General features: G+C 35.9%; 18 protein-coding genes. 13 read left to right on the top strand and 5 right to left on the bottom strand.

The window, feature by feature from the left end:
- From MM214_RS01050 to MM214_RS01035, 4 genes are all read left to right on the top strand, one after another.
- Window positions 1-1,722: a glycoside hydrolase family 3 protein gene (locus MM214_RS01050; protein ID WP_241291003.1), complete on the top strand. Its 1,722-nt coding sequence runs from the start codon at window positions 1-3 to the stop codon at window positions 1,720-1,722.
- Window positions 1,723-1,868: 146 nt separating this feature from the next.
- The gene (locus MM214_RS01045) at window positions 1,869-3,044 is read left to right on the top strand and encodes a glycosyl hydrolase family 17 protein (protein ID WP_241291001.1); all 1,176 of its coding nucleotides are present in this window, start codon (window positions 1,869-1,871) and stop codon (window positions 3,042-3,044) included.
- A 47-nt stretch (window positions 3,045-3,091) separates the two neighbouring features.
- Window positions 3,092-5,425: an MFS transporter gene (locus MM214_RS01040; RefSeq protein ID WP_241290999.1), complete on the top strand. Its 2,334-nt coding sequence runs from the start codon at window positions 3,092-3,094 to the stop codon at window positions 5,423-5,425.
- A gap of 2 nt (window positions 5,426-5,427) precedes the next feature.
- A complete protein-coding gene (locus tag MM214_RS01035) occupies window positions 5,428-6,312 on the top strand; it encodes a glycoside hydrolase family 17 protein (protein ID WP_241290997.1) in 885 nt (294 codons plus the stop codon).
- A 51-nt stretch (window positions 6,313-6,363) separates the two neighbouring features.
- On the opposite strand, the gene MM214_RS01030 is transcribed toward MM214_RS01035, so the two are convergent.
- Window positions 6,364-7,461, bottom strand: coding sequence for a hypothetical protein (locus MM214_RS01030; protein ID WP_241290995.1), 1,098 nt, complete (start codon window positions 7,459-7,461; stop codon window positions 6,364-6,366).
- 130 nt (window positions 7,462-7,591) lie between these two features.
- Window positions 7,592-8,047: a hypothetical protein gene (locus tag MM214_RS01025; RefSeq protein ID WP_241290993.1), complete on the bottom strand. Its 456-nt coding sequence runs from the start codon at window positions 8,045-8,047 to the stop codon at window positions 7,592-7,594.
- A gap of 554 nt (window positions 8,048-8,601) precedes the next feature.
- On the opposite strand from MM214_RS01025, the gene MM214_RS01020 reads away from it, so the two are divergent.
- From MM214_RS01020 to MM214_RS00990, 7 genes are read left to right on the top strand one after another with little or no spacing between them, the layout of a single operon-like run.
- Window positions 8,602-10,566: a site-specific DNA-methyltransferase gene (locus MM214_RS01020; protein ID WP_241290991.1), complete on the top strand. Its 1,965-nt coding sequence runs from the start codon at window positions 8,602-8,604 to the stop codon at window positions 10,564-10,566.
- 2 nt (window positions 10,567-10,568) lie between these two features.
- Entirely contained in the window at window positions 10,569-11,633 is a 1,065-nt protein-coding gene (locus MM214_RS01015; RefSeq protein WP_241290989.1) for an AAA family ATPase, read from the top strand.
- Complete coding sequence (locus MM214_RS01010) at window positions 11,630-12,298, top strand: DUF4276 family protein (RefSeq protein WP_241290988.1); 669 nt, start codon at window positions 11,630-11,632, stop codon at window positions 12,296-12,298. The genes MM214_RS01015 and MM214_RS01010 overlap by 4 nt, the downstream gene beginning before the upstream one ends.
- Before the next feature lie 7 nt (window positions 12,299-12,305).
- A complete protein-coding gene (locus tag MM214_RS01005) occupies window positions 12,306-15,386 on the top strand; it encodes an Eco57I restriction-modification methylase domain-containing protein (RefSeq protein WP_241290986.1) in 3,081 nt (1,026 codons plus the stop codon).
- On the top strand, window positions 15,383-16,048 hold the full coding sequence (locus tag MM214_RS01000; protein ID WP_241290984.1) for a hypothetical protein: 666 nt from the start codon (window positions 15,383-15,385) through the stop codon (window positions 16,046-16,048). Before MM214_RS01005 ends, MM214_RS01000 begins: the two co-directional genes overlap by 4 nt.
- The gene (locus tag MM214_RS00995) at window positions 16,045-16,365 is read left to right on the top strand and encodes a hypothetical protein (protein ID WP_241290981.1); all 321 of its coding nucleotides are present in this window, start codon (window positions 16,045-16,047) and stop codon (window positions 16,363-16,365) included. The genes MM214_RS01000 and MM214_RS00995 overlap by 4 nt, the downstream gene beginning before the upstream one ends.
- The gene (locus MM214_RS00990) at window positions 16,349-19,045 is read left to right on the top strand and encodes a restriction endonuclease (protein WP_241290980.1); all 2,697 of its coding nucleotides are present in this window, start codon (window positions 16,349-16,351) and stop codon (window positions 19,043-19,045) included. The genes MM214_RS00995 and MM214_RS00990 overlap by 17 nt, the downstream gene beginning before the upstream one ends.
- A 73-nt stretch (window positions 19,046-19,118) precedes the next feature.
- Here the strand turns inward: MM214_RS00990 and MM214_RS00985 are convergent, their stop codons facing one another.
- Both MM214_RS00985 and MM214_RS00980 read right to left on the bottom strand, forming a co-directional pair.
- Complete coding sequence (locus MM214_RS00985) at window positions 19,119-19,592, bottom strand: hypothetical protein (protein ID WP_241290978.1); 474 nt, start codon at window positions 19,590-19,592, stop codon at window positions 19,119-19,121.
- 12 nt (window positions 19,593-19,604) lie between these two features.
- A complete protein-coding gene (locus MM214_RS00980) occupies window positions 19,605-20,060 on the bottom strand; it encodes a cold-shock protein (RefSeq protein ID WP_241290976.1) in 456 nt (151 codons plus the stop codon).
- A gap of 173 nt (window positions 20,061-20,233) precedes the next feature.
- Here MM214_RS00980 and MM214_RS00975 point away from each other — a divergent pair, with 173 nt between their 5' ends.
- The gene (locus MM214_RS00975) at window positions 20,234-21,343 is read left to right on the top strand and encodes an XdhC family protein (RefSeq protein ID WP_241290973.1); all 1,110 of its coding nucleotides are present in this window, start codon (window positions 20,234-20,236) and stop codon (window positions 21,341-21,343) included.
- Window positions 21,336-21,932: a nucleotidyltransferase family protein gene (locus MM214_RS00970; RefSeq protein WP_241290970.1), complete on the top strand. Its 597-nt coding sequence runs from the start codon at window positions 21,336-21,338 to the stop codon at window positions 21,930-21,932. The genes MM214_RS00975 and MM214_RS00970 overlap by 8 nt, the downstream gene beginning before the upstream one ends.
- Here MM214_RS00970 and MM214_RS00965 read toward each other — a convergent pair.
- The gene (locus tag MM214_RS00965; RefSeq protein ID WP_241290968.1) at window positions 21,929-22,690 is read right to left on the bottom strand and encodes a 3-keto-disaccharide hydrolase; all 762 of its coding nucleotides are present in this window, start codon (window positions 22,688-22,690) and stop codon (window positions 21,929-21,931) included. The genes MM214_RS00970 and MM214_RS00965 overlap by 4 nt on opposite strands.
- Between the last annotated feature and the right edge of the window lie 84 nt (window positions 22,691-22,774).

Below are 22,774 nucleotides of genomic sequence, written 5' to 3'. Positions count from 1 at the left end.
ATGAACCCATTAATTCCAGAAAGAGTTGAAAAACTTTTGAAACAAATGACCTTGGAAGAAAAAATAGGTCAAATGTCACAAGTTCGTCATTTTGATGATATTCAGCCAGGTGATGTTAAAAGAAAGTTTATCGGCTCAGTGATACACACTCAGGGTCCAGTACCTGGCCTTGATGCATCTGCATGGCAAGAAAAGTTTATTCTATTACAGAAAGAGGCATTATCTACACGTCTTCAGATCCCACTTTTCTTCGGAGTGGATGCTGTACATGGTCAAAACACCTATGAAGGCGCTACAATATTCCCTCACAACATTGGTTTAGGAGCGAGCAGAAATGTTGATTTAATAGAGAAAATTGCGAGGATTACAGCTTTGGAGTCTAGAGCTACAGGTTTTCAATGGGTGTTTTCTCCATGTGTGGCTGTTCCATTTAATGAAAAATGGGGTCGTGTTTATGAAGCATTTTCTGAAGATCCAGAACTTACTAGTTTACTCTCCAAAGCATCTATCTCAGGCCATCAGAATGCTACGAATCACCGAGGCGTTATGGCTACTGCAAAGCATTTTATTGGTGATGGTGCCACTGATTTTGGAAGAGAAGGAGGTAATGCCACCTTGGACAAGAGTGAGCTCATCAGCAGATTGCTCCCTCCCTACGAAGCAGCCATTGAAGCTGGTGTAGGTTCAATCATGGCATCTTTCAATACATTGGATGGTATTCCGATGCATGCTCACAAAGCACTCCTGACCGATCTCCTTAAAGAAAAGCTAAATTTTGATGGAATTTTAGTCTCAGATTGGAAGGCATACTCAAGATTTGGGGGAAATGAAATCGTCAATGCAGGAATAGATATGGTGATGGCTGTTGATGGAGATCTCGACCTTTTTCAAAATGGTCTCAAAGCAGGGGTAGAAAATGGAAAAGTTTCAATAAAGCGAATTGATGATGCTGTAAGAAGAATTTTAACTCAGAAATTTAGATTTGGACTCTTTGATCAGCCCTTTCCAGACAGAAGCCTAATCACTCAAATCGGAACACCTTCTCATCGATCTGTAGCACGTCAAGCTGTCCGTGAATCATTGGTTTTGCTGAAAAATGAGAAAGCCTTACTTCCGCTCAATAGAAAAAGTAAAATCGCAGTAGTGGGAGAAATGGGAAATAATTCGGGACTGCAGTCAGGTGGTTGGACTATCAATTGGCAAGGGACTACAGACAATTATACAGGTGCTACCACCATTTTGGAAGGAATAAGAAAATTCAGTGATTCTGAGGTATATTTTGATCCCGATGGAAAAACTGAGATCCCTTCAGTAGATCTAGCCATTATCGTTGTGGGGGAATCACCTTATGCAGAATTTTTTGGAGATATCGGAGGTGAGATGAACAATTATCAACATACGCTGACCCTAGATCATCAAGCCTTGATTCAAACTTATTCAGATAGAGGCATACCTATAGTCATCATCCTGATCACAGGAAGACCCTTGGTGGTTCGAGCACAGATTGACCAGTCAGAAGCATTTGTAGTGGCATGGCTGCCAGGTTCGGAGGGAGATGGTATAGCCGAAGTTCTTTTTGGTCAATTTGATTTTTTAGGGAAATTACCTCACACCTGGCCTGATTCACTGGAGAATTACGAAGGTAGGTTTGGACCAAATTTCTGGGATGATACATGTTCTCCAATTTTCCCCATGGGATTTGGATTAAGGTACTTTAAGTAATTGATTTTAAACTATTAAATATTACAATCATGAATCCTTACTTTAATTATAATCGAATCTTTTACAAGTCATTGTTATTTTTAATGATTTGTATACTGTATTACTCATGCAACACAAAATCACAAGAAGATAAAAATATCCTATACATGAAAAAACAAGAATTGACAGCAAAAGACATTTTAGGGAATCCCGATTTCCAAGCTATATCTTATGAAGGCTATAGAGAAAACTCCAGAGAAATACAGCCTAGCGTGGCACAGCTCAAAGAAGATCTTGAGATCCTTTCAGCTATGGGGATTAAAATCTTAAGAACATACAATGTACAATTTGCTCATGCCTCTAACCTACTTCAGGCCATTAGAGAAATGAAAGAAGAAAATTCTGAATTTGAAATGTACGTCATGCTGGGCGCTTGGATAGATTGTAAAAATGCTTGGACAGATATGGAGCCAGACCACTATGTAGAAAGTGAGCAAAACGAAGGTGAGATTGAAAGAGCTGTGGCATTGGTGAATAAATATGCTGATATAGTCAAAGTCCTTGCTATAGGAAATGAAGCCATGGTGAAATGGGCCACGAGCTATCATGTGCAACCATCGGTCATTCTCAAGTGGGTAAATTATGTGCAAGACTTAAAAAAATCTGGACATTTACCTGCAGAACTTTGGGTTACCAGTTCTGACGATTTTTCCTCTTGGGGAGGAGGTGATACATTGTATCATACTGAAGATTTGAAAAAGCTTGCTCAAGCCGTAGATTATATCTCAATACACACTTATCCATATCATAACACCCATTATAATCCAGCTTTTTGGAATGTTCCTCATGAAGAATCGCACCTTTCAGAGGTTGAGAAAGTGGATGCGGCCATGGTGAGGGCCAGGGATTTTGCCAAAGCTCAATATGACTCTGTACTTGCCTATATGCAACATATAGGTATAGATAAGCCTATTCATATAGGAGAAACAGGATGGGCAAGTACATCAGATGGATTCTATGGTATAGAAGGCTCTCGAGCTACAGATGAATACAAGCAAGGCAAATACTATCAGCTGATGAGAGAATGGACAGATGCAGCAGGTATCTCTTGCTTTTACTTTGAAGCTTTCAATGAGCCTTGGAAAGATGCCAAGAATGCTCAAGGATCTGAAAATCACTTTGGTTTATTTTCAGAAACTGGTCTAGCGAAATATGCCATTTGGGATTTGGTAGATCAAGGAGTTTTTGATGGTTTGACACGCGACGGAAATCCTATTATCAAAACCTTTGGCGGAAACAAGGAAGAACTTTTCAAATATGTACAAGCTCCTCCTGCCATGTGAAAAGCATTATACAATAACAAATAAATAACCACCAAAACCCAATAACCATGTCTCAAATTTTAAAAAAGGTACCCATAGGGCAAAAGATAGCCTTTGGAGTTGGCATGCTAGCCAATCAGATGTTTCCCGCTGTATTAGGGATTTTTATGGTCGTTTTGGTCCAAGATTTAGGGTTTCCTGGCTGGATGTGGGGAATCCTCTTTTTCCTGCCCCGAGTATTCGACTCCATCACAGACCCTATCATGGGTTTCATCTCTGACAATACTAAGTCAAAATGGGGGCGTCGAAGACAATATGTCTTCATAGGTGCTGTGATCATGGGGATTGCATTCATCGTCATGTGGCAGCTATATCGGGAGAATGGAGTAGAATACAATTTTCTCTATTTCCTAATTTGGTCATTTGTATTTTACCTTGGACTGACGATATTCAGTGTACCTTATGTAGCAATGGGATATGAAATGAGTAATGACTTCCATGAGCGTACTGATATCATGGCAATTGCTCAATGGATTGGTCAGTGGGCATGGGTCATAGCTCCTTGGTTTTGGGTCGTGATGTATGAGCCTACCTGGTTTGAATCCGCAGATGTTGCCACGAGGCAATTAGCCATATGGGTTGGAGTTGTATGCATGATATTTGCCATGGTTCCAGCATTTTTCATCCATAGTAAATCTACTTTAAATGAAAACTACTCTCCACTGACGATCAAAACCATAGGTGCTAGCCTAAAGGAAATAGTTCAAGGGTTCAAGGAGGCATTTACCTCTCTTCCATTTAGGAAACTTTGTATAGCTACATTTTTGATTTTCAATGCATTTAATACCATTGCAGCATTTTCATTTTTTATTGTAGTCTATTACCTTTTCAATGGAAATGCAGGTGCAGCGGGTATTTGGCCCACCCTGTTTGGGAGTGTAGGTGCCTTGGTCACTACTTTCATCGTGATTCCCATTGTGGCTAAAATTTCCAAGAAGATAGGCAAAAAACCTGCCTTTATCTTATCCCAGGGTATTTCAGTGATTGGCTATATCCTACTCTGGTTTCTCTTTATTCCTGGTAAACCATACATGTTTCTTTTTGCTTTGCCTTTTTTCTCTTTTGGAATAGGAAGTCTTTTCACCTTGATGATGTCTATGACCGCGGATGTTATAGACCTAGATGAATTAAGCTCAGGAAAAAGAAGAGAAGGCGTATTTGGTGCCATTTATTGGTGGATGGTGAAGTTTGGCTTTGCTATAGCAGGTCTTTTAAGTGGTGCCATTTTGTCTATTGTTGGTTTTGACGCCAATTTGGAAGTTCAAACAGAAGAAGCTATCACAGGTTTAAGAGCATTTTACTCTGGCTTACCTATTTTGGGCACCCTAGTAGCCATGTATGTGATGAAGGATTATGATCTATCAGAGAGTAAAGCCAATGAGATAAGGGCTATTTTGGACGCTAGGAAGACTAACCCACCAAGCAAGATCACGACAGTATATCAGCAGTATGGAGCAGTGCAACCACTCTCCAATTCCAAACTAGCAACTGATCTGGACTTCTCTTTGCTCTCCAATATTGAAATAAAGGGGGTTTTTAGCAACCTTTTGAATTCTCAAGTTCATGGAATTTGTTTTAGCCCATATCTTGAGGGTCAAAACATTGGGGATCATCTGTCAACATCTCAGATCCAACGCAGGATGAAAATCATTGCACCATTCACTAAATGGATTCGCTCATTTTCGTGCACTGATGGCAACGAGCACATTCCAATAGCAGCAAAGATCATGGGGCAAAACACCATGATAGGTGCCTGGATAGATAGCGACTACTTACGAAACGAAGAGGAAATCAATGGATTGATCCAGCTAGCTCAAGATGGAAAGGTAGACATTGCCGTAGTAGGTAATGAGGTGCTTTTGAGAAATGACCTCACGCTAGATGAGCTGTTAACCTATATCCAAAAAGTAAAAAAATCACTGCCAGGTGTGCCAGTAGGTTATGTAGATACCTATTTTCAGTTCAAAAATAACCCTGAACTAGTTGATGTATGTGATGTAGTGCTTATAAACTGCTATCCATTTTGGGAAGGAGTTCATATAGAAAATGCCACGGCTCAGTTGAAAGGAATGTATGATATCGCTAAAAATGCAGCAAAAGGTAAAAGGGTAATCATCTCAGAAACAGGCTGGCCAAACCAAGGAACTACAAATCATGAGGCCATACCATCTCCAGACAATTCCATGAAGTATTTTATCAATACCCAGCGCTGGGCAAAAGAAGAGCAAGTGGAACTATTCTATTTTTCATCCTTTGATGAGTCGTGGAAAGTCCGTCATGAAGGTGATGTTGGACAAGCTTGGGGAATATGGGACAAGAATGAAAAACTAAAATTTATATAATTATGTCGTTTAATGCTGACAAAATTTTGGCACTAGCGGGAAAAGATTTAAATAACTTATCCCTTTCTGAACTGGTTTTGCAATTCAGGAAAACAATAAATCTTGGTATTCATGGGCTTTGCTTCAGCCCTTATGAAGAAGGTCAAGAGCCAGGTGATCAATTGACAGAAGATCAAATAAGACGTCGTATTGAGATTATCCGGCCACATACGCAGTGGATAAGGTCTTTTTCCTGTACTGAAGGCAATGAGCTTATCCCAAAAATTGCGAAAGAATATGGTCTAAAAACCCTAGTCGGTGCTTGGCTAGGCAAGGATCATGAGGTAAACAAGAAAGAAATTGAGAATCTTATTACCCTATCTAATCAAGGTTTGGTAGATATCGCTGCTGTAGGTAATGAAGTCATGTATCGAAAAGACCTTAGCGAATCCGAGCTTCTTGAATTTATACAAAAAGTAAAAAATGAACTTCCTCATATACCTGTCGGATATGTAGATGCATATTATGAGTTTGAGCACAGACCAGCTATCACTGAGGCATGTGATGTGATTCTCGCGAATTGCTATCCATTTTGGGAAGGTTGTGCACTAGAATATTCCTTAGTTTATATCAAAGACATGTACCATAGAGCACTCAAAGCTGCCAATGGCAAAAAAGTAATCATCACAGAAACTGGCTGGCCTAGTCAGGGTACACCTCTTTATGGTGCCATTCCTTCTGATGAGCATTTTATGAAATACTTTATCTCTATACAGCAATGGTCAAAAGCGGAAAACATTGAAGTCCATTACTTTTCGTCATTTGATGAAGCGTGGAAAGTTGGCGCAGAAGGTGATGTGGGCGCATATTGGGGATTATGGAATATGCATGAAAAATTGAAATATTAGATAGACCTAATAGATAAGGGTGGTTTTTGAACATCAGTCAATACCACCCTTTTACATCTTCTCACTTATGATGGTTTCGATATTTTTCCAGTCTCCTTGCAATGCATCATCCAAGTATCTGTTCCACTTTGCTTGCATCGAAGCATCTCGTCCATGATTTGTTTGGCTGTCATAGAGTTTCTGTAAAAGGCTCATCTCTCGGTAGGCATCCAAATAAGCACTATTGACAAGCCCCTCATAATTTTCAGGATTTAAATCAAGCTTTTTCAATTTGTATTGCAACCTATCCCCGACTACTTTGGTCACATCAAAGTGACGCTGCTCATGGTTCAAGGAATAATCATCTTTATTCTTTACCCATGATTGATCCGGAAGCATATATACTTTTATGATCAAAGGTAATACGATAGTTGCATCTTCTACATAAGGTTTGCCTTCCATGGACAAACTTGTAAAAATCAGTGCATTATACTTATTTATAGCATGCGGTTTTGCTGTAAAATCTTGCCATCCTAATCCTCGTTTTGAATTGTAAAACACTGTATCAGAACTACTTTTAAGAATTGGCTGATTGACCTCTAACCTTACTTTATTTGCCAAAGATCTGTTGGTCATGGCTTGTGAATTGATCCACTGATCAAAGTATTTCAATGCATTCTCAGATGCTTGTTGTATAACATTTTGAATCAGATCCACCCTATTTTTAGATCGCTTGTAGCTCATCCCTCCTTCAAAATCTAAGAGGTGAACTGGATCAAAACTACCTTTGGCATAGAAGCCAAATTTTATTTTCAATTCCCCTTCTACAATTTGATTGGAGTTTAAATTTTCAACTAAATCATATTTTTCAATTTTGACTATGATTTTTTGCAACTGAGGATTTCTAGATTGAATGGAATTTGAAAAATAGTTTTGCAATTCATGTGCAAGTGAATTGGGGAAACGTGCATTTACCATTTTATTACCTTCTCTATATACCAGACCAATCTTTTCACTTTGCGGTCGGGTATCATGCACCTCTGCAATTTCATAAATCGAAGAATTTATAAATTCCGGTTGAGGTGTCAAATTGAGCATAATTTCCTGTGCATTACAGAAGTACACATTTGATACAAAAAACAATACAATTAGGCTTAGTGCTTTGGTCATACCTCAAAAACTGCATTATGACAATTAAGGTTTTTAAAAATCAGATTTGGAACTATAAACATTGTTAAAAAAACCAAAATGATCACAGCTTATATTAGCCATGATCATTGGAAATTCTTATGGATGAGGCTTATTTGATAAACTCAAAGATATGAAAACCTGATATGGCATTACTCCTGCCCGTATCTATATGAGTATGATCCCAATTAAAGGATAATATCATTTTTTCGGCGGTGATGTTCTGAATAGTAATTTCTAATCCATCGCCTCTTTTAATCACAGTCTTGTCAGAACCGATAAATTCCCAAGAACCTTCTTCTGGCCAAATGATTCTTCCATTTGTTGAATTGTATATACTAGTTGAAAAATTGAGAGTCAAGTCTTTGTAAGTATTCGTTTGGTTTACATTATCGACTGTGGCTCGCTCCAGTTTCCAAGTTCCACTTTTTAAATATTTTTCATTAAGATCTTCTTTAGAAACATCAGGCTCTTCTTTCTTGGTGCAAGACCATGTCGAAAGTTGAATGCTGCATATCAACAAAAATAGGATTGGCAAGAAGCGGTAAGCAGTTTTTACTTTTTTCATAACGGTAGGTCAAAAGTAGAATCCTCCTCCAAAAATAAGTGGCTATTTGTAGCGAAGGTTTACTTTGGGTTTTGTGTAAATAAAGATTTTAAAATTTCTTCAAGATATGCTTTATTATCTAAATCAAACCCCATTTGCCTACATCAATACTACATCAACACAGGATGTGGTATGCAATTAAAGTACATCAAAACTTTGCTTCAATTTTTTTTTTGATCCATAAAAGTTAGTAATTATGATTCTTTTTGCTCTTTTATCACATCATTTGATAGAAAAGTTATTCAAATAATTTAGAAAAATGAACACCTCATTTTTGCTATGTTTAAACTAAGTAGAATGATAATTAAAATACTCAATTGGTGAGAATTTAAATGTTAAAGCTTAATTTTGAAAAATACGGTCAAATTCAAAAATGAACTAAATGAATGAAGATTTGGATGTTTGATCTGACCTTTGTGAAAAAATATTTACAACATAGATTAATATGACTTTAATACATGGAAGGCAATAGTCTGACACCTGAACAAGAAAAACTCAACGTATTGAGGCAAGTTTTGCCAGAAGTCTTTTCCGAAGGAAGAATAGATTGGGAAAAGCTAAAAGCTACCCTCGGAGAGCATATCAACTTCTCCAACGAACGCTATGTGCTCAATTGGGCAGGAAAAAGTGATGCGTTCAAAATATTGCAAACCCCAACCACCAAAACGCTTGTTCCGGCTAAAGAAGAAAGCGTAAACTTTGACGAATCTCAAAACATTTTTATTGAAGGCGAAAACTTGGAAGTGCTGAAAGTGCTGCAAAAAAGCTACTTCGGCAAGGTGAAAATGATTTACATAGACCCACCTTACAATACAGGAAACGATTCTTTTATCTACCCCGACAAGTTTAGCGAAAGCAAAGCCGACTATGAAAAGCGCGTAGGCGACAAAGACGAAGATGGCTATATGACCAAAGATGGCATGTTCAAAAAGAACAGCAAAGAAAACGGACAATACCACAGCAATTGGCTCAATATGATGATGCCAAGATTGTATTTGGCTAAAAATCTTCTTCGACAAGATGGAGTTATGTTTGTCCATATTGATAATAATGAAGTTCATAACCTTAGAATGCTATTGAATGAGATTTTTGGAGAAGAAAATTTTATCGAATGTATCAATTGGAATAAGAGAGTTCCAAAAAATGATAAGGGAATCGGTAGCATCCACGAGTATGTTCTAATTTATGTAAAAGACAGTTCTTTAAAACACGAATTTTTAATGGCAAAAGAAGGACTACAAGAAATTGAAGACCTTCTTTCAAAAATTAAAAAGAAAAAAATGCCTTTAAATGAGGGCGAAGATTTAATCAGAAAACTATATAACAAAAGAGGTTACGATAGAGGGATTACGCTTTACAATTCTCTAAATAGTGAATATAGGCTTTGGGGTAAAATAAATATGAGTTGGCCAAATGCAAATACATTTGGGCCTAGATATGAAGTAAAACACCCAAAAACAGGAAAACCTGTAAAGATTCCAGATAGAGGTTGGCGTTGGAAAGAAGATTCATTTAATGATGCTGCACTAATTGTTGATGGTAAGTTTACAAATGTTTTAGAACTACACGATGGGTCATTTTTATGTGGTAAAATTTGGTTTGACAAAGACGAGAATACACAGCCAAGCTCAATTAACTATTTAGATGAACTCGATAATTTGTTGCTCAGGTCAATAATTTCTTTAAAGAGTGACGGTGGAATTGAAGTTGAAAAACTATTTGAAGGTAAAAGCTATTTTTCATACCCAAAACCAACTTCTTTGGCTAAGCTTTTAATCAAATCTGTCAAGAATGGGCAAGATGATATAATTCTCGATTTTTTTGCGGGTAGCGGAACAACTGCCCACGCTGTTATGGATTTGAACAAAGAAGATGGGGGTAATAGAAAATATATTTGTGTTCAATTACCCGAACTTTTGGAGGAAAACAGTGAGGCTTTAAAAGCAGGATTTAAAAATATTGCTGAAGTCTCAAAAGAAAGAATTAGAAAAGCAGCAAAGGCAATCGAACAAGAATTAGAGGTAGAGAAAGAAAAAAAGAAAAGTCAAATTCAATTTGAAACGAATGTTGATACAGAGATTGATTTAGGTTTCAAATCGTTAGTTCTAAGTGACAGCAACTTCAAACAATGGAAACAAATAGAGGGTAAAGACGCCAAAGCACTTGCCGAGCAAATGAAACTGTTTGTTGATCCTGTCGCTGAGCATGCCACCATAGAAAATATGGTGTATGAGTTGTTGCTAAAAAGCGGCAAAGACTTGAACAGTAGGATTGAGAAAAAGGATGGTTATTTTCTAATCAATGGAAATGAGATGGCATTGATATTAGAAAAAGTGAGTCAAGAAATTATTGATGCGGTAATTGCTAAAAAGCCTGTCAAAGTTATTGCCTTAGATAAACTTTTTAAAGGCAATGACCAATTGAAGACCAATACCGTACTGCAAATGAGGGATGCAGGGGTTGAATTTAAAACTATATAGCTATGCTTCAAAATATAAAAATAGAAGGATTTAAGTCTATCAAAACATTGGATTTGAAACTAAGTCCAATAAACCTATTGATAGGTTCAAATGGAGTTGGTAAGTCCAATTTCATTTCCTTTTTCAAGTTGGTCAATAATATCTACGAACAAAGGCTACAACAATATTCCCTAAAAAGTGGTGTTGACAACCTGCTTCATTATGGTCGCAAAAACACTGCTGAAATTAAAGGATATTTAGATTTTGGGAATAATGCATATGAGTTTTTACTATTTCCAAGTGATGATGGGACATTGTTTATTGGAACAGAAGATAGCATACTCCCCGGAAACACTATATATCAAAAATCATATTCTTCTGACTTTATAAAAGAAAGTACCATAAAAAACTCTGCAACAATTAGAAATAAGTATTTGCGAGAACATTTGGTGAGCTACAAAATTTACCATTTTCACGATACCAGTAGTTCAGCTCCTTTACGCTCATTTGCAGATATTAGTAATAATAGAATACTGAAAGAAGAAGGAGAAAATTTACCTGCATTTCTATATTACTTACAAGAAAAGCATCCTAAGCACTTCAAAATGATTGAAATGGTTGTTAAATCGGTTTTTCCTTTTTTTGATAGATTTGATTTGGCTCCGTTTTTCTTAGATGAAAATAAAATTGAGTTAGAATGGTACGAAAAAGAACATCCTGAACATCCGTTTTATGCAAGGCATTTTTCTGATGGCACTTTACGTTTTATAGCGCTGACTACATTGTTTTTGCAACCAAATTTACCTAAAACTATTATTATAGATGAACCTGAACTTGGCCTTCATCCTTTTGCTATTTCTAAGTTAGCAGGAATGATAAAAAAAGCTTCTGTTCATTCTCAAATTATCATTGCCACGCAATCAGTAAATCTTGTCAATGAATTTTCTGCTGATGATATCATTGTAGCCAATAGAGAAAATAATCAAACTGTATTTAAACGGCAATCCGAAGAGTCACTTAAAAATTGGTTAGAAGAATACTCTATCGGAGAATTGTGGGAGAAAAATGTAATTGGTGGTAGATTATGATGAGAGGAATTTACATAATCTGCGAGGGGCAAACGGAAGAAGAGTTTGTAAATGGTATTTTGAGACCCTATTTCAATACGTATCAAATTTATGATGTGCGTCCTATATTAATGACCACAAGCAAAGGCCATAAAGGAGGTGATGTGAACTATGATAGACTAAAATTCAATATTGATAAGTTGTTAGGGACGGAACAAGACATACTTGTAACAACTTTTGTTGATTTTTTTAGACTAAAAGGCGATTTTCCCAAATTTAAAGAAGCTCTAGTAATCCAAAACAAAATACAGCGAGTTGGTTTTTTAGAACAGGCTTTAGCCGAAACAATAAGTCATCAGAGGTTTGTTCCTTACATTCAACTACACGAATTTGAAGGCTTATTATTTGCTGCAAAAGATGGATTTGAATTTTTGCCAGATTTAAAGCAATCCAACCTAAATAAGCTATTATTGGCAGTTGAGGAAAAAGAAAATCCTGAGGAATTGAATGATGGCGAGTTAACAGCACCCTCTAAAAGATTAGAACAATTAATACCCGGATTTGACAAAAGCAAGCCGTTCTATGGTGGTTTAATAGCAGAAGTGAATACAATAGATGCAGTCCTTGATAGGTGTTTAAGATTTAAAACTTGGGTAGAAACATTAATTGAAAAAGTAAAAGTATAATCGGGACATGAAAAAATTAAATGAAATATTTTCGAAGCTCGGATTAAATAAGGAAAATGGTCTTTTTCTTACAAAAGAAGATGCCTGGAAAAGCGAAACTTCGTTTCCAAACAGAGTAAAAAGGCTGATTGAAAGAAAAATTGAACCTGATGCATTTTTCTGTTTCGATAATAAACCAATGATATTGTTTTTTGAAAACAGAGAAAACAAGTCTGAATTACACGAAGCTATTTGGAATTTTAATGAATGTCCGATTGCTATAATTGTTGATAAGGGAACTGTCGAGATTTTCAACGGATTCAACTTTCTAAAAGAGAATAAATCATTAGAAAAATTAGGGGAAATTGACAAACTCAATGACTTTACATATTTTGAATTAGTAACTGGAAAAACTTGGGAACAATATAAAGAGCATTTAGATTATAAAAACCGAGTTGATTATCATTTACTCCAAAACATTAAAGCTGCACGTGAAATTCTTGTTGCAGGTAATGAACAAAGAGCCAAACTTGTTAATGCAATTTTAGGCAAAGTCATTTTCGTTCGATACTTAATTGACCGAAAAGTTAAAATGAAATTTGACGGTAAATTACGAACTTGGTCTAATCCGGAGTTTTGTGAACTCCTAGATAACCCTCAAAAAGTACAAGCATTTTTTGAATACTTAGAAGATAAAGACAAGGGTTTTAATGGTGATTTATTTCCTCTTTCGCAAAGCGAATATAACCAGATAAGCAAAAATGATTATCAAATCTTAAAAAGATTGTTGCTTGGAGATGATATTGCTAAAAACCAACCGTCTTTATTTGAATTATATGATTTCTCTATTATCCCCATCGAATTCATTAGCAATGTTTATGAACTGTTCATAGGACAGGATAACCAGAAAAAAGAAGGTGCTTATTACACACCACTTTTTTTGGTTGATTACATTCTAAAAGAAACGGTAGAAAAACACTTATCCGACACACGTAAATTGGATGTTCAAATCAATGAAATTCTATCCAAGCAACTGGGCAATTATTCCTACTGTAAAGTGCTGGATCCCGCTTGTGGTTCAGGGATTTTTCTTGTTGAAACGCTTCGGAAAATCATTGAAAAGTATATTGATGATACAGGGATTGATACAAAATCACCAAAATTTAAAACGGCAATAAAAAATTTAGCCAAGGAAAATATATATGGTATCGACAAAGATTTAAGTGCTGTCCAAGTTGCTATATTTTCAATCTATTTAACCTTGCTTGACTACTTAGAACCTGCTGCAATTGAAGATGCATTTAAGTTTCCACATTTATTAAACACAAACTTCTTTGAAGCCGATTTCTTTGATGAAAATGCTGAATTCAATATACTATTTAAAGAAATTGAATTCAACTACATTTTAGGAAATCCGCCTTGGATGAGAGGAAAAGGAGAAAAACATAAGCCATTATTTGTTGAGTACATTGAAAAAAGAAGAAAATTTGAAATAGCATTTGATGCTCCAAAAATTAAAATTGGCAACAAAGAAATTGCGCAAGCATTTTTATTTAGAAGTAGTGACTTTTCAAAATCAGCAACAAAGTGTTCCTTAATAGTAACAAGCAAAGTTCTATACAATCTACAAAGTAACGCATTCAGAAAATACTTCCTTCATAACTTTTTTATTGAGAGAGTTTTTGAATTAGCACCTGTGAGACGAGAAGTGTTTGATAAGTCAAATGATAAAGCAATTGCCCCAGCGTGTATACTCTTTTTCAACTTTGCACAAAACACTCCAACAGACGATAATGTGATTGAGCATATTGCGTTAAAACCAAGTCGTTTTTTTTCTCTTTTCAAAATATTCACTATAAACCGAACTGACTTTAAGGAAGTACAGCAAAGTAAACTGAAAGAGTTCGACTGGCTTTGGAAAGTATTAGTATATGGTTCTTATCTTGACTTTAATTTTATTAAAAGGTTGAAATCTGACTATATAACATTAAAGGATACAATAGAAAAGAGTAACGATTTAATCATTGGACAAGGTGTAATGGTTGGAGGTGGTGATAGCAATGATGCTTCTGATTTAATTGGAAAACCATTTATAGATACTCGTTCAGATATTAGACAATATTGGATAAATCCCAATAACAAAAAGAAATGGGAGTACGAAACTGTTCATAGAGCAAGAAATAAAGAGCTTTATAAGGCTCCGATATTATTAATTACAGAAGGAGTAAATAATGAATTGAAATCTGTTTCTGCTGTTTGTTATCGTGATTCAGTATATAAAAGCTCTTTAACTGGAATTAAAGGAAGAGGAAAAAATACAAGCAGTACCTTAAAACAGATATCAGGAGTATTAAATTCATCTTTCTTTTCCTATTTTAATTTGATGACTTTTAGCTCTTCCGGAATAGAAAGAGAACAGTCCCACGATGAAGAGAAACTAAGCATTCCTTTCATTGAAAACGATAATATAGCTTCTATTGTAGCAGACATTGAAAGTCATTTGTTCAATCACTGTAGTTCTGAAAACTTTTTAAATGACCCTTCTATAGAAATAGAGATACAAAAAAAGCAATTAAAATTAGAGAGTTGCATTAAAAATTCATACTCATTAACGAAAGAAGAAGTTGATTTACTTGATTATACTCAGCAAGTAATCATACCAGTAATAATGAGACATAGCAACTATGAAAAATTATTTACTTCATTTAAAGAGAAAGATGTTGATTTGGAGAGCTATGCACAAATTTTTCTCAACCGTTTCCAATCAAACCTGGGTAATAAAAACCGAAAGTTTATTGTTGAAATATGGCATACCAACCAACTAATTGGGATGTTCTTTAGAGTGATATCCGCTGAGGAATTTAAGAAAGAAATAATTTGGAAAGACAATCAACACAGCGATTGGGAAATACTATCACTCCTAACAAAAATTAGTTCTGAAAAAGTTACAGATAAACTGTTTGTTCAAAAGGACATAAGAGGATTCGAAAAAGACTATTTCTATATTTTCAAACCGAATGAGAAGCGACTTTGGCACAAAGCCATTGCTTATTTAGATGTAAATGAGTTTGCTGATGCCATTCTTAAAGCGGGGAGGATAGGAAAATGATGTTTACAGAATTAAATGCCTCCGGCTACGAGTATAATGACATTTTCTATAATGCTGAATTTGAAGACATCCTTTCAAAAATCATCACTTGTTATAATTTAATGCTTGCGGACAATGTATCTCTTACCAATGATGAGAATGCGATCAGGGATGTATTAGTTAATGACTATATAAACAATCATTTAATTAAAAGAAGGATTGATTTTAGGTATATAATTAATCCTGAGGTGCCACTGGCATTAACGACAGGAAGACCAGATATAAAAATCCAACATCCTGACCCTTTTCTAGAAAGAGAAGCATATTACATTATTGAGTGTAAAAGACTTGATGCAACAAATCCGAATGGAACAACAGGTTTAAATGCAAAATATATTGAAAATGGAATGTGCCGCTTTGCGTCCTCTTTTTATTCATCACACTATAAAACAAACGGAATGATTGGTTTTGTGGTAGAGGAATTAGATATAAATGAGAATGTTTCTTCAATCAATAAACTGATTTCAACAAATTTTTCAAAAGCAAATACAACTCAAGACTTGCAATACAGGATAATTGTTAAAGATTTTGAGTTTTCATATTGCTCTTGTCATAATGTAGATGAAAATAATGTGATACTTTACCATCTAATGTTTGATTTTTCTGAAAATATAATAAAATGAATCAAGTAAATATTATTGAGGGAGTAATTATTGGTGCAGTTGGCGGTGCAATAGCCGGGTTAGTAATTTGGCTAGCTGAATTGTACAGACAGGAATTACTTAAATATTATCATACAAAACGAGTTGAGAATTGGTTAAAAGAATCTAAAAATGTTTGGAGAAGTACGACTGCAATTGCAAGTGCAAATAACTTAACAAAAGATAGAGTTTGCTTTATCTGTAGCAACAGCAAAGCAATAAAATTAAATACAAAAGATGGCAATGAATCTGATGAAAAATGGTGTCTAAAATCAAGAGAAAATGAAATTAACCTTTGAATCCAATCTCAACTATCAGCAGGAAGCCATAAAATCCATAACGGATTTATTTGAAGGGCAACCTCTAGAAGATTCTATTTTAGAATTTGACCTAAAAGAAGAAGGTACTTTGAATTTGATAAATGGAGTAAGCAACAACCTTATTTTATCGGAGGAACAAATCCTTACGAATCTACAAAGTATTCAAGCCAACAACGAAATAAATGTTTCGGATAAATTGGAAGGGATGCACTTTTCTGTAGAAATGGAAACAGGCACAGGTAAAACTTATGTGTATCTGCGTACCATTTACGAGCTTAATAAATTATATGGCTTTAAAAAGTTTGTAATAGTCGTTCCTTCGGTGGCCATTCGTGAAGGAGTTCTAAAAAACTTGGAGATTACTCACGAGCACTTTCAAACGCTTTACGACAATGTACCTGTTAATTTTCAGGTCTATGACAGTACTAAAGTTTCTACATTGAGAGGGTTTGCAACCACAAATAACATTGAAGTTTTAGTCATCAACATTGATTCATTTGCCAAAGATGAAAACATTATCAACAAACCAAATGATAAGCTGAATGGGCAAAAGCCAGTTGAGTTTATTCAAGCTACCCACCCTATTGTAATTGTGGACGAGCCTCAAAATATGGAAACCGAAAAGCGTATTGCAGCTATTGAAAACCTGAAAGCACTTTGTACGCTTCGCTACTCGGCAACTCACAGAAATCAATATAATCTTACTTACAGCCTAAACCCTGTAAAAGCTTATGATTTAGGTTTGGTAAAGCAAATTGAAGTAGATTCTATCATTGAAGAAAATGCATACAATGACGCTTTTGTTTCAGTAGAATCCATCACAGCTAACAAGACCAAAGTAACCGCGAAAGTTTCCATAAATAGCAACGAAAGCGGAGGCGTAAAAAAGAAAACCATTACGGTAAAAGTGGGTGATGATTTATACAAATTATCCAACGAAAGAGAAATTTATGCAGACGGCTATATCATTGAGGAAATTGATGCAGTAAACCAATGTATTTCCATTTCAAACGGAAATTTACTTTATAAAGGCGACAGTCAAGGCGGATTGACTGATGAAGTCATGAAGTTTCAAATTCGCAAGACCATCGAAGAACATTTAAAGAAAGAAAAACGGCTTAATAAATTTGGCATAAAAGTTTTGTCCTTGTTTTTCATTGACAAGGTTGCAAATTACCGTAGTTATGATGCAGCAGGAAATCCTGTAAAAGGAAAATTTGCTGAATGGTTTGAAGAAATTTATCAGGAATACATTTCAAAACCAGCTTTTAAGGAATTAGATAAATTCCCTGTGGAAGAAACGCACAACGGTTATTTTTCACAAGACAAAAAAGGTGCTTTCAAAGATACATCTGGCGAAACAAAAGCTGATGATGATACTTACAGTCTGATAATGAAAGACAAAGAAAAGTTATTAGATATTGATAATTCGCTTCGTTTTATATTCTCACATTCTGCACTGCGTGAAGGTTGGGACAACCCCAATGTGTTTCAGATTTGTACCTTAAACGAAACCAAGTCAGACATTAAAAAGCGTCAGGAAATTGGTAGAGGTTTGCGTTTGGCAGTGGACCAAACAGGAAAACGAACCTATGACCAAAATATAAACCGTTTGACTGTAATTGCCAATGAAGCTTATGACGATTTTGCCAAAGCATTACAAAAAGAAATTGAAGACGATTGTGGCGTTGCATTTACAGGTAGAATCAAAAACAAGCAAACAAGAACAGCTATCAAGTATCGTAAAGGTTTTGAAGCTGACCCGAAATTCTTGGAAATATGGGAAAAACTGAAAAAGAAAACCACTTACCGAGTTGACTATAAAACAGACGAGTTAATTACTTTAGCTGCAAAAGCCATAAAAGATATACCTGAAATCAAATCTCCTTCCATTCGTTCAACAAAGATTGGAATTACAATGACTGAAGAAGGCGTAGGCACAAACTATGTTGGTGAGAAAGTAGAATCTTATGGTGGTTACTCTTGGAAAATCCCTGATGTTTTGGGTTATATTCAGAGTAAAACAGAATTGACCCGTTCCACGATTGAAGAAATATTAAGCAATTCAGGTAGAATTATGGATATTTTAATCAATCCGCAATTGTTTTTAGACTTGGCAACAATAGCCATAAAACGAACGCTGTACGATTTAATGATTGACGGAATCAGGTATCAAAAAATCGGTGGCTCGGAACCTGCCAGTTCCGAAGGCTGGTATGAAATGGCATTGTTTGAAGCTCAGGAATTGGAAGTTTATTTGAACGACTTTTCATTTAAAGTTTCAGACCCTTCTAAAACCATTTATGAGGAATTTGTCCCTTTAGATTCAGGAGTTGAAAGCAAGTTTGCGCAGGACTGCGAAACCAGTGAACAAATAAAATTCTACTTCAAATTACCGAATTGGTTTAAAATCCCAACACCGATAGGAAATTATAACCCTGACTGGGCATTGGTCTTTGAGGATGACAACCTGCCTGACGGCAAGGCAGGGAAAATTTATTTTGTAGCCGAAACCAAAGACACGGGTACACCACAAGTTGACTTGTCAAAATTAAGTGGTGACGAGCAAATGAAAATCAAATGCGGCAAGGCACATTTCAACGAGTTTGACGACTTGGAATATAAGGTTGTTAATAAGGTTGGACAGTTAATTGAGTGATCTGACTTAAAACAGATGAAATATTAAGTTAATCCCTCAGCAAGCGGTTCATGAAGTTATCCCCCTCCTACCTTCACATAAGCTCCTCCAATACAGCTTCATAGTCATATTGAAGGTCTTCATGAAGTTTACTAATTAGGTTTTGGATTTTACGCAATTGGGCATCATAGAGATTTTGGATGACTGGATGTCCATGTCTCAAATAACCATATGCTTTTAGATTCTTGCAAAAAAATACAATCAATTCTATTTGTACAGTGGTATCATTTTTAAGCTTGAGATGTTTGTTGAGTTTTCTGCGCAATGCTTGAGCTGCCTTCTTTGCTGCATGAAAATTATTCGAATTGGATTTTGAGAAATCTAGTTCAAGTTCCTCTTGAACCATTTCTACAAATAACCGTGGATTATCTCTCTCGAAAAGTTTGAAAAATAAGTAAGACTTATTGTCACGACTAAATTTACTCAAATCAATGATCAGGTTTGTTAGTTCCTGATCATTGAGATATGATAATTCTTTCTTGATTTGAACAAGACTTGGAATTTTCATGAAAATGTAGAATTATGCAAGTTTTACACTAACTGCGCTGAGACCTTTAGGAGTCTTCTCGGTTTCAAAGTTGACCTTATCATTCTCCTTGATTTTATCTACACAGCCATTAATATGAACGAAGATACTTTCTTGAGTTTGTTCATCTTTTATGAAGCCATATCCTTTGGATTCATTAAAAAATGTAACTTTTCCTTTTCTTACGCTCGCATTGTCATCTTCAGATGCAGCATATTTGGGAACTCCGATCTCGATACTATCCACATCAATTTCAGTACGTTTTTTAGTTGGATCCGGTGGTGTATCCACTATATTTCCATACTCATCGACATAAGCAATCATATCCTCAAAGTCGGAAGATTTTTCCCCTGACTTTCTAGCATCTTTTCGATCTTGCTTCTCTTGTTTTTTCTTTTGTTTTAACTTTTCCTTCTCTTTCTTATTAAAGGTATCTCTAGATTTTGCCATATGTTACAAAATACTAAGTTTTTTTGAAGAATTCCTATAGTAAGTGGATAAGTATTTATGCATTTTACATTTTTATTTTTTTTGAAAAGTATGCTTAGACAAAGAATCAACATTTTGCTCCAACATTGAATCTCAATTAGCAGTTTTGGCTATAATTGAAGACATTTACCATCATGAGAGAATTTCAGTCTATTTTAAGCTCCTATTACGAATATAAAGCAGCGGGAATTCAAGCTGCCTTAGCTACTGTGGTGAAAGTCGAAGGTTCTTCTTATCGTCGACCAGGTGCGAGAATGCTGGTCTCTTCATCTGGAAAAATTACTGGAGCGATCAGTGGTGGATGTTTGGAAGGTGATGCACTTAGAAAAGCCCAAGCGGTGATGTTTACCAAACAATCCATGCTTGCAATTTATGATACCACAGATGAGGATGACCAAAAGTTCGGATTAGGGTTAGGATGTAATGGAATCATTTATGTTCTCATAGAACCACTTGACTATACCAATCCTTACAACCCTGTAATTCTTTTAGAAAAAGCCATAGAAAAACGGGTTATCTCAAGGCTGCTGACAGTTTTTTCGACAAAAAAGACCCGTGAAGTACAAATAGGCACTGTGATGCTTGCTCGATCAGACGATGAAATCTTTAAGCAGCATTTTATTCCTGAAAATATTCAATCTGAGCTGAATCAGGTGCTATCCAGAAAGTCAGATATAGTTTCCAAAATAGTTCCGTTGAATGGGAAGAATGACTTGGAAGTATTTATAGAATTTGTGCCACCTACTTTACGAGTTGTTTTATTTGGAGCGGGGAATGATACGATCCCTCTTGCCAAAATGATCGATATTTTGGACTGGAGTCTTATTTTGGTAGATGGTAGGAAGCAATATGCCTCCCCGGAGAGGTTTCCTAGTGCTCAACAAATCGTGGTGGCAACTGCAGATGAGGCTGTGGATGGTTTAAGTTTTGATTATCATACTGTGGTGCTTCTCATGACGCATAATTTTGATTATGAAAAAGAAGTACTAAGAAAGCTAATCGGACACCCACTCCCCTACATTGGCATCCTAGGTCCACAAAAGAAAAGTGAAAAACTTTTATCATTTTTCACTACAGAAGAACGAAAACTTTTGAGTGAAAAGATTTTTGGACCAGTAGGATTAAACATCGGTGCCGAAGGTTCCGAAGAAATAGCACTTGCGATCTTAGCTGAAATCAAAGCTGTTCTAAATAGAACACAACCCTATTCATTAAAATTAAAATCAGGGCCAATTCATGGATAAATTTGAATTTCAAGAAACAGGAGTTATAATCCTAGCGGCGGGCAACTCCTCAAGACTTGGAAGTCCAAAACAACTTCTAACAGTTCATAATGAGACGTTTTTGGAATTGTCAATTAAAGTGGCGAAACAAAGTTTAGCCAAGCACATCATGGTGGTACTTGGAGCAAACCGTGATCTGATTTATAAAAAAATTGACCTCTCTCAGATAGACACTGTGATCAATCACAGTTGGTCAGACGGTATGACAAGCTCGATACAGCTAGGCTTGCAGCACATGATAGATCACTATCATATACAGCGAGTAGCCATCATGCTTTGTGATCAACCGTTTGTAACTTTTAATATCCTCAACAACCTGTTGGGAATTCAATCAGAAAAAATTGGGGTTTCAAGGTATCAAGATGCACTGGGTGTGCCAGTTAGTTTTAGCAAAAAATATTTTGAAGAGATTTTTTCCCTTAAATCAAAAGAAGGTGCAAAGAAAATAATTCTTAAGCACCTTCATAATTGTGAAATTTTAGATTTTGAACTAGGTTCAATAGATATTGATACTTGGCAAGATTATGAGAAATATATCCATAAGCTTTAAAGTTTCCGAACCCAGATATTTCTATAACTTACCAAATCTCCATGATCTTGTAGTACAAAAGGCAACTCTTCTTCATGGGCTCTATAATTCGGTATTCCTATGTACTCCGTAGGACCTTTCAATTCGACTGCGTTTTGTACCAGCACGCCATTGTGAACTACTGTTACCTTAGCTGGACTGATTACCATTCCGTCTTTGTTAAACCTAGGTGCAGTGAAGAATATGTCATAAGTATTCCACTCACCGGGAGCTTTCATCGCATTTACCAGGGGGGGGAACTGTTTATAGATGCTTGCTGCTTGACCATTGGTATAGGTTTTACTTTCATAAGAGTCCAAGACCTGAACTTCATAGAGCCCCATGATGATCACTCCGGAATTGCCTCTTCCTTGACCTTCACCTTTGATTTCGGTAGGCGATGACCACTCGATGTGAAGTTGCATATCTCCAAATGCTTCTTTGGTTCTGATATCCCCCGTGCGTGGCTTCACCGTCATTGTCCCATCTGCCAAAGTCCATTGGGCTTCCCCGCCTTCTGGACGATTGCTTTCAAACTTACTCAAACTAGAACCATCAAAAAGAACTATAGCATCATCAGGTGCCAATCTATTCTCTTTTCCAGGAGTCACTTTCCTAGGTACTGGTGTATAGAATTCAGTAGCTTCTGGCGGAAGTTTGATCTCTTTTTGTTGAGCAAATAATGGCGTGGAACTCATTGCCAAAATAAAAATGGCAGAAGGCTTTAAGATTGATTTCATTAAGTATAACAAGTTAGGTTTATGTTAAGATTTTTTTTAAAAATAAACAAACTTTTCAGTTTAGCTAGTACTTTTCTTATTGAA

Source organism: Belliella kenyensis (assembly GCF_022549675.1).
Lineage (GTDB): Bacteria > Bacteroidota > Bacteroidia > Cytophagales > Cyclobacteriaceae > Belliella > Belliella kenyensis.
Note: the sequence above shows the minus strand (reverse complement) of the source record. Positions and strands in the feature narration are given on the sequence as shown.